Origin of the sequence: Arthrobacter sp. C9C5 (assembly GCF_013359735.1) — a bacterium.
Classification (GTDB): domain Bacteria; phylum Actinomycetota; class Actinomycetes; order Actinomycetales; family Micrococcaceae; genus Arthrobacter.
On sequence record NZ_JABFMX010000004.1, the window covers coordinates 13,373 to 25,701 of the forward strand.

Here is a 12,329-nt window from a genome sequence, read left to right on the forward strand (position 1 = left end):
CGGCGGCCATTAGGGTGGAATACATGAACCTCACACCAGTGACTCTCTGCTTCCTGCTCCGTGACACGGCGGTCGGCGCGGAGGTGCTGTTGGGCCTGAAAAGGACCGGGTTCGGCGTCGGCAAGATCGTCGGCGTCGGCGGCCACGTCGAACCGGGGGAGAGCGACGCCGAGGCCGTTGTCCGCGAGGTCTGGGAAGAGGTCGGCGTCGTGGTGCTCCAGGAGGACCTGGTCCACGCCGGCAACGTCGAGTTCATCTTTCCCGCCCGGCCGCAATGGAATATGGCCTGCCGGCTCTTCACCGCCCGGCGCTGGAACGGCGAACCCGCCGAAAGCCCGGAAATAACGCCCGAATGGTTCGGCGTCGGGGAGCTTCCGCTGCACCGCATGTGGCAGGACGCCGAGCACTGGCTTCCGCCCGCGCTGGCAGGCGAAACCATCGACGTCGTCGTGGTCCTCAACCAGGACAACGAAACGGTGGCGTCGATCCGCTACCCCTCCACTCAGAGGTCCACGCAGGGCTGAGCCGGGCGCCCGCGACGAATATTTCCGCGACTCGAAACCTCGATGCGGGGAATGCCGCGGCTTGGCCGGTAGCCTAGGCTTCGAACGTTGCGCAACGGCGATCCAGGCACTTCCTTCGCTAACCGGCAAGCGGCACACGGACCACATTGGGGGCAGGGCATGGACTCAAGCAAGCACGACCTTTCGGGCGGGGAGCCCTACGACGACGAACAGCCGGCCGGGACCGGTACGCGCCGACGCTGGCCGCTGGCGGCTGCCGTCGTTATCGTCGCCCTGGCGGCCGTCGCCGGGGGCGTCGCCGTCGCCGGCAATATGCGGCCCGCCGACCCGGCCCCCGCTGCGGCCTCGACGGCGGCAGTATCCACGCCGACCGAGTCCGCTACCGTCACGACGGCACCGTCGCCCACCGCCACGGCATCGGAATCCGCGACGCCGTCGGCGTCGGCAACATCCGCAACCTCCGCTCCGGCCACCCCCGCTCCTTCGCCGGGGGCCTGGCGGACCTTCACCAGCGCCGATGCCCGGGTCAGTTTCGACTACCCGGCCGCCTGGCGTGTTTCCCCTGCCACCGGGGCCTCCGATTCCGGCGGGGTCGATGTGGACGTCGCAAACGAGGCGGGCGTGGTTGTGGCGTCCCTGCACTTCGGACCGTCCGGCGGGATAGGCGGCGCATGCCAGGGCGCGGTTCCCTACACAGTGCTTGATTCGGTCGAAGTGAATCTCCCGTACCAGCCTTCGAAGGGCTCCGTCACGCCGAGGTTCGCCTTCCGTGCCCTCCAGGAAGCAGACCACGTCACCGCGTCTTACGGCCTGACCAGTACCCTGGCCGGCCAGGGCGGCACCACCTGCATGTTCTACAACGTGGTGAACGGTCCGGCCGATCCGCCGCTGTATTCCTTCGCCGACGCTTTCCAGGTCCGCGTGGGTGACACGGAGGACGACCCAATGCGCAAGGGAGCCAAGACGTTCCCCTCAATGGAGGCAGCCCGGGCCTACATGCAGACCCCCGAATACCTGAACGCGAAGCGGATGATTACTTCGCTGAAGATCAACGTGGGCTAGCCACTACGACGAGGCAACAAAAAGCGCGGGCCGTCCACCTCCAAGAGGTGGGCGGCCCGCGCTTTTTGCTGGCGGTCTACGGTACGTGTCGTTCCTCGACACCGTTGTATTCGCTCAGCGGGCGAATCAGCGAGTTCGAGTCCAACTGCTCCATGATGTGCGCGGTCCAGCCGGTAATCCGGCTGGCCACGAACAGGGGAGTGAAGGTGGGCGTGTCGAAACCCATCAGGTGGTACGTCGGTCCGGCCGGGTAGTCGAGGTTCGGCTTGATCGCCTTCGCCTCGTCCATCGCGGTCTCAAGTCCGTTGTAGAGACCCAGCAGCTCCGGACGGCCGTAGTGCGCGATCATCTTGTCCAGGGCCGCCTTCATGGTGGGCACCCGGGAATCGCCGTGCTTGTACACACGGTGGCCGAAGCCCATGACCTTCTTCTTGTGCGCCAGGGCATCTTCCATCCAGGCCTTCGCCCGGACCGCCGCCTCGTCGAGCGACTCCTCCTGCCGGATGCCGATCTCGTCGAAGGTGTGCATGACCGCCTCGTTCGCGCCGCCGTGCAGCGGCCCCTTAAGCGCCCCGATCGCGCCGGTCACGGCCGAGTGCAGGTCCGAGAGCGTCGAGGTGATCACCCGCGCCGTGAACGTCGAGGCGTTGAAGGAGTGCTCGGCGTACAGGATCATCGAGACGTTGAAGGCCTCCACGACTTCCTGCACCGGCTCCTCGCCGAAGGACATCCACAGGAAGTTGGCGGAATAGCCCAGGTCATCACGGGGCTCCACTGCCGCTTGTCCGTGCCGACGACGCTGGTCGTAGGCCACGACCGCCGGCATGGCGGCGAAGAGGTCCACGGCCTTGGCCATGTTGGCCTCGCGCGAGGAGTCCTCGGCGAGCGGGTGCCGGGCGCCCATCACCGAAGCCGCGGTGCGGCAAACGTCCATCGGGTGCGAGGTGAGCGGCAGTGCGTCGATGACCTGCTTGACCACCGGATCCAGCGCACGTCCCGCGCGTTCGCGTGCGGTGAACTCCGCCAGCTGCTCCGGCGTCGGCAGCTCGCCGTTCCACAGCAGATAGGCCACTTCCTCGAAACTGCACTTGGCGGCCAGCTCCTGGACGGGGTAGCCGCGGTAGAGCAGCGAATTGGTATCCGGGTTGACCTTGGACACCGCGGTGTAGTCCACCACGACGCCGGCAAGGCCCTTTTTGATCTCATTTTCAGCCATGCTGAAACTCCTTTGTTCCTAACGCCTGTTGACCGGCCGGGGCCGGCAGTCCGGTGGGGGTGTCAGATGCCGGGGATCTGGAAATTGAAGACCCCGGTGTCAAAGCGGTTGTACGCCTCGTAGTCGACGAGGTCGTAGAGACGCGCACGGGTCAGCATGCTCGAAACCTGTGCCTCCTGGGTGCCGTCGGATTTGATCGATTCCAGAGTACGCTCAGCAGCGCCCATGGCACTACGGAGCAGCGTCACCGGGTAGATGACCATGTTGACGCCGACGCCGGCCAGCTCGTCCACCGTGAACAGCGCGCTCTTGCCGAACTCGGTCATGTTGGCCAGAACCGGCACGTCGACGGCGTCGCGGATCGCCTGGAATTCGCTCAGGTCCTTCATGGCTTCCGGGAAGATCGCGTCAGCGCCGGCCTCCACCAGGGCCTTGGCCCGTTGCTGCGCCGCTTCGAGGCCGTCCGTGGCCCGGATGTCGGTCCGGGCCATGATCAGGAAGTTGGGATCCCGCCGGGCGTCGGCCGCGGCGCGGATCCGCTTGGTTGCGGTGTCGAGGTCCACAACGTTCTTGCCGTCGAGGTGGCCGCAGCGCTTCGGGTTGAACTGGTCCTCGATGTGGCAGCCGGCCAGGCCCGCGTTCTCGAGCTCCTGGATGGTGCGTGCCACGTTCATCGGCTCGCCGAAGCCGGTATCGGCGTCGACGATCGAGGGCAGGTCCGTCATCCGGGCTATCTGCCCGGCCCTGGTGGCCACCTCGGTGAGCGTGGTCAACCCGATGTCCGGCAGGCCGAGGTCATTGGCGAGGACGGCGCCGGAGATGTACACCCCGGCGAAACCCTTTTCCTCGATCAGCCGGGCCGAGAGCGGGTTGAACGCACCCGGGAACTGCTGGATGGTCCCGGAAGCAAGCAGCTCCCGGAACCGGATCCGCTTCTGCTCCGGCGTGGTCTTCGAATACAGCATTAGAAGAGTCCCTTCGGGGCGGCGGCCAGGTCGATCACGCCGTCGGCTGCCTTGATGTTGAGCTGGTCGAGCTCGCCGGCGGCGAGTTCGGGAAGCCGCGCGGCAGCGGCCAGGAAGCGCTCGATCTCGTCCTCGGCCACGAGGCCGGCGGCGAGGGTGCGGAACTTGTTGACGTACTGCTCGCGGGCGAACGGCCGGGCGCCCAGCGGGTGAGCGTCGGCGACGGCAATCTGGTCGGTGATGACGGTGCCGTCCTTGAGCGTGATCTCCACGGAACCGCCGAAGGCCTTCTCCGCGATGTCCAGGGAGTGGTAGCGGCGGGTCCATTCCGGATCCTCGACCGTGGTCACCTTGTGCCACAGCTCCACCGTGTCCGGGCGGCCTGCGCGCTCCGGGGCGTAGGAATCGACGTGGTGCCACGCCCCGTCCTGCAGGGCCACCGTGAAGATGTACGGGATGGAGTGGTCCAAGGTTTCCCGGCTTGCCGTGGGGCTGTACTTCTGCGGGTCGTTGGCGCCGGAACCGATCACGTAGTGCGTGTGGTGGCTGGTCTTGATCAGCACGGATTCGACGTTGGCGGGGTCGGTGACCTCGGGGTGTTCGCCGTGCAGCTTGCGGGCCAGGTCAATCCACGCCTGTGCCTGGTACTCGGCGGAATGTTCCTTGGTGTAGGTGTCCAGGATGGCGCGCTTGGCTTCGCCGTCCTCGGGCAGTGGCACCGTGTAGTTGGCGTCGGGGCCATCGAGCATCCAGGCGATGACGCCGTCTTCACCTTCGTAGATCGGCACCGGGGAGGTCTGGCCGCGCATGGCACGGTCGGCGGATTCAACAGCCATCTTGCCGGCGAAGGCGGGGGCGTGGGCCTTCCAGGTGGAGATCTCGCCCTTGCGGGACTGGCGGGTGGCGGTGGTGGTGTGCAGCGCTTGGCCGACGGACTGGAAGATGGTCTCGACGTCGAGGCCCAGCAGGGTGCCGATGCCGGCGGCGGCGGAGGGGCCCAGGTGCGCTACGTGGTCGATCTTGTGCTTGTGCAGGCAGATGGCCTTGACCAGGTTGACCTGGATTTCGTAGCCGGTGGCAATGCCGCGGATCAGGTCCTTGCCGCTGGAGCCCACGTGCTGGGCGACGGCGAGGATCGGCGGGATGTTGTCGCCCGGGTGGGAGTAGTCCGCGGCAAGGAAGGTGTCGTGATAGTCGAGTTCGCGGACGGCGACGCCGTTGGCCCAGGCCGCCCATTCCGGAGCCACGCGCTCCTCGATGCCGAACACCTTCGAGCCCTTGCCGCCGGTGCTGGGGCCGTGGGTGAGTGCCTGGGCGCGGGCGGCGACGATCGGGGCGCGGTTCAGGGAGGCGATGGCCACCGAAGCATTGTCGATGACGCGGTTGATCACCATGTCGGTGACCTCGTCGGAGACGGCGACGGGATCCGCGGCCACTTTGGCGATCTTGTAGGCGAGCTGTTCCTCGCGGGCCAGGTTTTCCTCGCTCTTGTAAACGCGGACGTGGTGTTCCTTAACCATGGTGCTCCTTCTAGTGAGGTACGTGGGTGGCTTTGACGTGGGAAAGGCTTCGGTGCAGATGCAGCGTGGTGGCGGCCTCCGCCAGCCGCGGGTTGCCGGCGGCGATCGCCTCGGCGATGGCGGCGTGCTCGGCAGCGGCGGCGGTGAGGCGCTCGGCGTCGTCGGCCGCGAGCCGGCGCACCCGGACCAGGTGAACGCGCAAGCTGCGCATGGCCTGGACCAGGTAGGAGTTGGAAATGGCGGCGTCGATGGCCGCATCGAGCCGCCCGACCAGGCTGTAGTAGTCGTGCCGTGCGGGGTCTGCGCCATTGATCATCTCCGGCGCTCGCAGGAGCTCACGCCGCAGTTGCTCGAATGTCGCGGCGTCGCCGCGCTCGGCGGCCAGCGCCGCGGCCTTGCCTTCGAGGGTTTCGCGCAGTTCGAAGAGTTCGTCGATGTCCTCGAGGGAGATGTCGGTGACGACGACGCCGCGGCCGCCCGCCGTCGTCGTCAGTCCCTCCGCGGTGAGCCGGCTGAGGGCCTCCCGCAGCGGGGTCCGCGAGATGCCGAGCCGCTCGGACTGCTCGACTTCGGCGAGGACTGTCCCCGGCAGGAGGCGCCACTCGATGATGTCGTCGCGCAGGGCCGCATAGGCCTTGTCGCTGGCGCGCATGGTGGTCTCCTTCCTCGGCTGACCCGACCAGTGTATACACACTCGGCAGAATAACCCACACTATTGGGCACTAGGAGGCAAAATAGACGGGATTCGAGTGTCCACTGTATACACAGCCCTTGTGGAAGGCCCTCTGCGGGGCTACCATGAGCTGCATCACAACGTCGTGGACGGGATTACTTCATGGTCACCAAGAGCTACCGGGACAGTTACCAGCGCAGCGTTGAGCAGCCGGAGGACTTCTGGCTTGAGGCCGCCGGGAAGATCGACTGGAGCACGCTGCCTGGCCGTGCCCTCGACTCCAGCCGCGCGCCGCTCTACAGCTGGTTTCCCGACGGCGTGCTGAACACCTGCTATAACGCCCTGGACCGCCACGTGGCGGAGGGCCGTGGCGGCCAGGACGCCCTGATCTACGACTCCGCCATGCTGGGCACGCAGCAGCGCTTCAGCTACGTCGAGCTCACCGACCTCGTCGCCCGCTTCGCGGGCGTGCTGCGCAGCCAGGGGGTCGGCAAAGGCGACCGCGTGGTGATCTACATGCCGATGATCCCGGAGGCCGCCATCGCCATGCTGGCCACCGCCCGGCTCGGCGCGATCCACTCGGTGGTCTTCGGCGGCTTCGCCCCCAAGGAACTCGCCGCCCGCATCCGGGACGCCGACCCCGCCGCCGTGGTCACCGCTTCCGGCGGGATCGAACCCTCCCGGCGGATCGAGTACCTCCCGGCCGTCGCCGAAGCGCTGGAACTGGCCAGCGCGCCGGACACCCCCGTGCTGGTCAAGGCACGGGAAGGCTTCACCGCCTCCGCCGCAGACCACACCGGCTGGCTGGACTGGGACACGGCCATGGCGTCCGCCGAGCCCGCCGCCCCGGTCGACGTCGCAGCCACGGACCCCCTCTACATTCTCTACACCTCGGGCACCACCGGGTCACCCAAGGGCGTGGTGCGGGACAACGGGGGCCACGCCGTCGCCCTGAGCTGGACGCTGGAGAATATCTACGACGTCGGCCCCGGCGACGTCATGTGGACTGCCTCCGACGTCGGCTGGGTGGTGGGGCACTCGTACATCGTCTACGGGCCGCTGCTGGCCGGCGCCACGACCGTGATCTATGAAGGCAAGCCGGTGGGCACCCCGGACGCGGGCGCGTTCTGGCGCGTCATCCAGGACCACAAGGTCAACGTGCTGTTCACCGCCCCTACCGCGCTGCGGGCCATCCGGAAGGCCGACCCCGAGGCGAAGCTGCTCGAACAGTACGACATCTCCAGCCTGCGCACCCTGTTTGCGGCGGGCGAGCGGCTCGACACCGACACCTTCCACTGGGCGTCCCGCGTCCTCGGCGTGCCCGTGGTGGACCACTGGTGGCAGACCGAGACCGGCTGGGCCATCTGCGCCAACCCGCGCGGCCTGGACGGGCTGCCGATCAAGGCCGGTTCGCCAAGCGTTCCGATGCCCGGCTTCAAGCTGCGGATCCTGGACGGCGCGGGCGACGCGGTGGAGCCCGGTACGGAGGGCAACATCGTCCTGGGGCTGCCCCTGCCGCCGGGCACCCTGGCCACGCTCTGGCGCAACGACGAACGCTACATCTCCTCCTATCTGCAGGCCTTCGAGGGCTGCTACGCCACCGGCGACTCCGGGTACCAGGACGAGGACGGCTACCTTTTCGTGATGGGCCGCACCGACGACATCATCAACGTCGCCGGTCACCGGCTCTCCACCGGCGCCATGGAGCAGGTGATCGGCCAGCACCCGGCCGTCGCCGAATGCGCCGTGATCGGACTCGCGGACCCGCTCAAGGGCCAGCGCCCCAGCGGCTATGTGGTCCTCAAATCGGGGGTGGACGTGCCGGAGGAGATCCTGGTCAAGGACCTGATCGCCCTGGTCCGGCGCGACATTGGCGCCGTGGCGGATTTCAAGCACGTCACGGTCGTGGAGGCGCTGCCCAAGACCCGCTCCGGAAAGATCCTGCGCAAGACCATGCGCCAGATCGCCGACGGCGACGACTACGTGGTGCCCTCCACGATCGAGGACGCCGGCGTGATCGACCAGCTCCTGGAGACGCTGCGGCCCGGTGCCGTGGGCACCGGCCCGTCAACGGCGTCCTAGTCCACGCCGAGGTGGCGCCGCGGGGGAGCGGCAGGGCCAGGTGTACAGCTAGGACGCCGTCCGGCTCCACCGGTATTCGTTCTCCGGCCGCCCGGGGGCGCCATAGCGCGCGGTGCGTGACACCGTGCCGGCGTCGGCGAGGTATTCGAGGTAGCGGCGGGCCGTAACGCGGGACATGCCCAGCGCTTCCATCACCTCGCTGGCCGACACCGCGCCGGCCTGCAGCTTCATGAAGTCCTGCACGGAATCCAACGTGGAGGCAGACAGGCCCTTGGGCAGCGGCAGTTCGGACGGTGCCCGCAGGCTCGCGAAGGCCTGGTCCACGTCACTCTGGGACGCCCCCGCGCCGGTACCGCCCGGGCCGGGGGAGGCCAGCTGTTCACGGAACTGCCGGTAGCTGCGCAACTTGTCCGCAAACGTGGCGTAGGTGAACGGCTTGATCAGGTACTGCACGACGCCGGTTGCCACGGCGCTGCGGACGATGTTCAGCTCCCGCACCGCCGTGATCGCAATGATGTCCGCAAAGAGGCCGGCGGCCCGCATCCGGCGGGCGATGTCCAGCCCGTGCAGGTCCGGCAGGTTCATGTCCAGCAGGACCAATTCCACGGGCTGCCCGGCGGCTGACAGTTCCGTCATCAGGCGCAGGGCGGACTGCCCGTCCGGGGCGGACCCGGCCAGGGTGAAGCCCTCCAGCCGGCCGATGTAGGCGGCGTGGGCGGCCGCGGCGATCGGCTCATCCTCGACGACGAGTACGCGGATATCGCTCATTGCTGTTCCTCTGCTGTCCCGGCTGGTTCTTTCCTGGCGCCTTCCGCGGCGCCTGTCGACGCGCTTGTCGCTTCAGCCGGTGCCGTCGGCAGGGTGACACGGAACAGTGCCCCGGCCGGGCTGGTGATTGTCATGCTACCGCCCAGGCGCTGCACCGCCTGGCGGACCAGGGCCAGCCCGAGGCCGCGCCCGAAGGGGCCCGGAGCCTTGGTGCTGAAGCCGTGCCGGAAAACGTCCTCCACGGCGTCCGGATCGATTCCGGGGCCGCTGTCCTCCACCGTGATCTCCAGGGCTCCGGCCTCCGATGAGACAGACAGCTCCACGAGGCGCGGCGGCGGCGCGTCGGCCGCGGCGTCGATCGCGTTGTCGAGCAGGTTGCCGAGGATGGCCACGAGGTCCTGGACGGCCAGTCCGGTCACCGCCGTGGAGCCGCCGGTGGTGAGGATGAGTTCGACGCCGCGTTCGTGCGCCTCGGCGGCCTTGCCCATGACCAGGGCGCCGAGCACCGGCTCCTCGATGGAGCTGACCAGGTCGTCGGTCAGCCGCTGGCTCAGCTCCAGGTCTTTGGTGGCGAAATCCAGTGCCTCGTTGCCGCGGCCCAGTTCCATCAGGGACACGATGGTGTGCAGCCGGTTGGCGTGTTCGTGGGTCTGGGCGCGGAGGGCGTCGGAGAGCGTCCGCATGGTCTCCAACTCGCTGCCGAGGGACTCGATCTCGGTGCGGTCCCGGATGGTGGCCACCGTGCCGTAGACGGGGGTGCCGGAGGCCGCCGGCCGCTGCCGGGCCGCAGGGGAGCGGGGCCCGACCGCGGGGCCCTGGTTCACCACCAGCACACGAGGGCCGGTCAGGTGGATCTCGTCCTGGGCGGTCCGGCCGGATTCGAAGAGTTCCTTGAGGCTGGGGGCCAGCGGCAGTTCCGCCAGCGACGGCGCGTCCGGTCCGCGGCCGCCGGAGGACCCGCCGTCGACGGCGCGCGGCGGCACCCCCAGCAACGCCGCCGCCTGGTCGTTGTACATCACCACCTTGCCCCTCGGGTCAATGAGGATCACCCCCTCGCGGACCGAGTGGAGCACCGACTCGTAATAGGCGAACAGCTGCGCCAGCTGCTCCGGGCCCCAGCCGCGCGTCACCCGCCGGAGGTAGCGGCCCAGCAGCCACGAGGCCACCGAACCGCCGGCCAGCAGGGCCACTGCGATCGCGAGCAGCGCCGGCAGGCGGCCGGAAAACGCGACATCCACCGTCCCCACCGTCACGCCCGCCGCCACCAGGGCCCGGACCTTGCCGTCCGCGTCCTTGACCGGGGCGATCGTGCGCACGGACGGTCCGAGCGTGCCGGCCATGATCTCGGTGAAGACCTCGCCGCGCAGGGCAGCGTCGATCGAGCCGATGTACGGCTTGCCCAGCTCCTCGTTACGGGGATGGGTCCACCGGGTCCGGTCCGGCGCCATGATCGTGATGAAGTCCGCGCGGGCGTCCCGCATCACCTCCAGGGCGTAGGGCTGGAGCCGGGCGGAGGGATCGGGGGCGCTCGCCGCCTGCAGCACCAGGGGGTTGTCTGCCACTGCTGTGGCGATCCCGGCCATCCGCCGGCCGGCTTCCTCGTAGGCGTGGTCGCGGGCGTCGACGAAGGTGGCCGTGCCGACGACGGCGGTCAGGGCCAGCATGAACAGCAAGTGGGCCACAAACAGCCTGCGGGCGATGCTCCAGTGATGGATCAACTGCACCTTCCATGACCAATATGAACGCAACGGTGATGCGCGTCACTTCATCCCCAATGATGGAGGAACACGCAGAACGGACGTGATGCGCACCCCAAGCCGCATCGAAGTCCAGCCTATCCAAGGAGAACACCATGGCCTCTCAACGAGGAGAGTCGGCGGCAACCGCCGCAGCGCCGGTCAAAAAGCGCAAGGGGCTGGACAAGTCCCACTACCTTTACATCGCAGTCATCGTCGCCGTCGTCCTCGGCGCCCTGGTCGGCTTGATCTTCCCCGAGGTCGGCAAGTCCCTCAAGCCGCTCGGCGACGGATTCATCAAGCTCATCAAGATGATGATCGCCCCCGTCATCTTCTGCACCATCGTGCTGGGCATCGGCTCGATCGCCAAGGCCGCCACGGTCGGGAAGGTCGGCGGCCTGGCCCTCGGCTACTTCATCGTCATGTCGACCTTCGCGCTGGCCATCGGCCTCGTCGTCGGCAACCTGATCCACCCGGGTGAGGGCCTCAAGCTCGCCCCGTACGATCCCAACAAGAAGGCCGCCACGGACAGCACCGTCGACTTCCTGCTCGGCATCATCCCGGGCGACATCCCCGTGCTGCCCACGCTGCTCGCCGCTATCCTGGTCGGCTTCGCGCTGCAGAAGATGGGCCCGCAGGGCACCCCGATCCTGAAGGCCATCGGCCACGGCCAGGCCCTCGTGTTCCGCATCCTGATCATGGTCATGTGGCTCGCCCCGGTCGGCGCATTCGGTGCGATCGCCGCCGTCGTCGGCGCCACCGGCGTGCAAGCAATCATCAGCATGGCCACCCTCATGGTCGCCTTCTACATCACCTGCGCGGTGTTCATCGTTGTGATCCTGGGCGGCCTGCTCCAGGTCGTCTCGGGCGTCAACATCTTCCGCCTGATGCGTTACCTCGGCCGCGAATACCTGCTGATCTTCTCCACGTCCTCCTCCGAGGCGGCCCTGCCCCGCCTGATCGCGAAGATGGAACACCTCGGCGTCTCCAAGCCCGTCGTCGGCGTCACGGTCCCCACCGGCTACTCCTTCAACCTCGACGGCACGGCCATCTACCTGACCATGGCCTCCCTGTTCGTCGCCAACGCGATGGGCACCCCGCTGGACCTGGGCGCCCAGATCTCGCTGCTGGTCTTCATGATCATCGCCTCCAAGGGCGCCGCCGGCGTCACCGGTGCCGGCCTCGCCACCCTGGCAGCGGGCCTGCAGGCCCACCGTCCGGAACTGCTCGGCGGCGTGGGTATGATCGTCGGCATCGACCGCTTCATGTCCGAGGCCCGCGCGCTGACCAACTTCACCGGCAACGCCGTGGCGACCGTCCTGATCGGCACCTGGGTCAAGGAGATCGACGGCGGACAGGTCGAGCGTGTCCTCTCCGGCGCCGAGCCCTTCGACGAGCAGACCATGATCGCCGGCCACACCGGGCACGAGGCCGCTGTCCAGCCGGCCGGCCAGGCTGCGCAGCCGGTGCCGGTCAACGCCTGAGCACCAGCACGAACGCACTGAAACCGCCCGGACGCGCACCCCGCGTCCGGGCGGTTTCGTCTGCCCCGGGACCCCGCGGCCCAGCAACCCTCGACCTCTACCAGAGGGTCAAGGCGCGCGGAACGACGGTTGTCAAGGTCCGTCGAATACCGTGTCGGGGGCTGTAACCTTGGGAGGAATAACGATCCGTGCCGGGCGGCCGCCAGCAAGACAAGGCAGCCAGCAAGACAAGCCAGTCAGCAAGATAAACCAATCAGCACGACAAAGCAGCCGGCAGGATCAGGCACGAAAATCACCGT

10 protein-coding genes are annotated in these 12,329 nt (G+C 68.1%); 4 read left to right on the plus strand and 6 right to left on the minus strand.

What is annotated here, in order from left to right; translation table 11 throughout:
* Positions 1 to 23: 23 nt before the first annotated feature.
* Positions 24 to 524: an NUDIX domain-containing protein gene (locus tag HNO80_RS04030; protein WP_175321559.1), complete on the plus strand. Its 501-nt coding sequence runs from the start codon at positions 24 to 26 to the stop codon at positions 522 to 524.
* 159 nt (positions 525 to 683) lie between these two features.
* Positions 684 to 1,586 (plus strand): hypothetical protein, encoded by a 903-nt coding sequence (locus HNO80_RS04035; protein ID WP_175321560.1) that lies wholly within the window; start codon positions 684 to 686, stop codon positions 1,584 to 1,586.
* Positions 1,587 to 1,662: 76 nt separating this feature from the next.
* Here the strand turns inward: HNO80_RS04035 and HNO80_RS04040 are convergent, their stop codons facing one another.
* From HNO80_RS04040 to HNO80_RS04055, 4 genes are all read right to left on the minus strand, one after another.
* On the minus strand, positions 1,663 to 2,802 hold the full coding sequence (locus tag HNO80_RS04040) for a bifunctional 2-methylcitrate synthase/citrate synthase (RefSeq protein ID WP_175321561.1): 1,140 nt from the start codon (positions 2,800 to 2,802) through the stop codon (positions 1,663 to 1,665).
* 62 nt (positions 2,803 to 2,864) lie between these two features.
* Positions 2,865 to 3,767: a methylisocitrate lyase gene (gene prpB / locus HNO80_RS04045; protein WP_175321562.1), complete on the minus strand. Its 903-nt coding sequence runs from the start codon at positions 3,765 to 3,767 to the stop codon at positions 2,865 to 2,867.
* Complete coding sequence (locus tag HNO80_RS04050; RefSeq protein ID WP_175321563.1) at positions 3,767 to 5,287, minus strand: MmgE/PrpD family protein; 1,521 nt, start codon at positions 5,285 to 5,287, stop codon at positions 3,767 to 3,769. The genes prpB and HNO80_RS04050 overlap by 1 nt, the downstream gene beginning before the upstream one ends.
* Before the next feature lie 10 nt (positions 5,288 to 5,297).
* Positions 5,298 to 5,939, minus strand: a complete 642-nt coding sequence (locus tag HNO80_RS04055; RefSeq protein ID WP_175321564.1) for a GntR family transcriptional regulator — start codon at positions 5,937 to 5,939, stop codon at positions 5,298 to 5,300.
* A 183-nt stretch (positions 5,940 to 6,122) separates the two neighbouring features.
* On the opposite strand from HNO80_RS04055, the gene HNO80_RS04060 reads away from it, so the two are divergent.
* Positions 6,123 to 8,042: a propionyl-CoA synthetase gene (locus tag HNO80_RS04060; RefSeq protein WP_175321565.1), complete on the plus strand. Its 1,920-nt coding sequence runs from the start codon at positions 6,123 to 6,125 to the stop codon at positions 8,040 to 8,042.
* A 48-nt stretch (positions 8,043 to 8,090) separates the two neighbouring features.
* Here HNO80_RS04060 and HNO80_RS04065 read toward each other — a convergent pair whose 3' ends face one another.
* Together HNO80_RS04065 and HNO80_RS04070 are read right to left on the minus strand one after the other, a co-directional pair.
* A complete protein-coding gene (locus HNO80_RS04065; RefSeq protein ID WP_175321566.1) occupies positions 8,091 to 8,810 on the minus strand; it encodes a response regulator in 720 nt (239 codons plus the stop codon).
* Positions 8,807 to 10,528 carry a sensor histidine kinase gene (locus HNO80_RS04070; RefSeq protein WP_175321738.1) on the minus strand — a complete coding sequence of 574 codons (1,722 nt, stop codon included), beginning with the start codon at positions 10,526 to 10,528 and terminating at the stop codon, positions 8,807 to 8,809. The genes HNO80_RS04065 and HNO80_RS04070 overlap by 4 nt, the downstream gene beginning before the upstream one ends.
* A 134-nt stretch (positions 10,529 to 10,662) precedes the next feature.
* Here HNO80_RS04070 and HNO80_RS04075 point away from each other — a divergent pair, with 134 nt between their 5' ends.
* Complete coding sequence (locus HNO80_RS04075; RefSeq protein ID WP_175321567.1) at positions 10,663 to 12,030, plus strand: cation:dicarboxylate symporter family transporter; 1,368 nt, start codon at positions 10,663 to 10,665, stop codon at positions 12,028 to 12,030.
* Positions 12,031 to 12,329: the final 299 nt, after the last annotated feature.

Excerpts from the sequence above, each read along its gene's own strand:
- HNO80_RS04030 (WP_175321559.1), top strand. The coding sequence starts at position 24 with ATGAACCTCACACCAGTGACTCTCTGCTTCCTGCTCCGTGACACGGCG.
- HNO80_RS04035 (WP_175321560.1), top strand. The coding sequence starts at position 684 with ATGGACTCAAGCAAGCACGACCTTTCGGGCGGGGAGCCCTACGACGAC.
- HNO80_RS04040 (WP_175321561.1), bottom strand. The coding sequence starts at position 2,802 with ATGGCTGAAAATGAGATCAAAAAGGGCCTTGCCGGCGTCGTGGTGGAC.
- prpB (WP_175321562.1), bottom strand. The coding sequence starts at position 3,767 with ATGCTGTATTCGAAGACCACGCCGGAGCAGAAGCGGATCCGGTTCCGG.
- HNO80_RS04050 (WP_175321563.1), bottom strand. The coding sequence starts at position 5,287 with ATGGTTAAGGAACACCACGTCCGCGTTTACAAGAGCGAGGAAAACCTG.
- HNO80_RS04055 (WP_175321564.1), bottom strand. The coding sequence starts at position 5,939 with ATGCGCGCCAGCGACAAGGCCTATGCGGCCCTGCGCGACGACATCATC.
- HNO80_RS04060 (WP_175321565.1), top strand. The coding sequence starts at position 6,123 with ATGGTCACCAAGAGCTACCGGGACAGTTACCAGCGCAGCGTTGAGCAG.
- HNO80_RS04065 (WP_175321566.1), bottom strand. The coding sequence starts at position 8,810 with ATGAGCGATATCCGCGTACTCGTCGTCGAGGATGAGCCGATCGCCGCG.
- HNO80_RS04075 (WP_175321567.1), top strand. The coding sequence starts at position 10,663 with ATGGCCTCTCAACGAGGAGAGTCGGCGGCAACCGCCGCAGCGCCGGTC.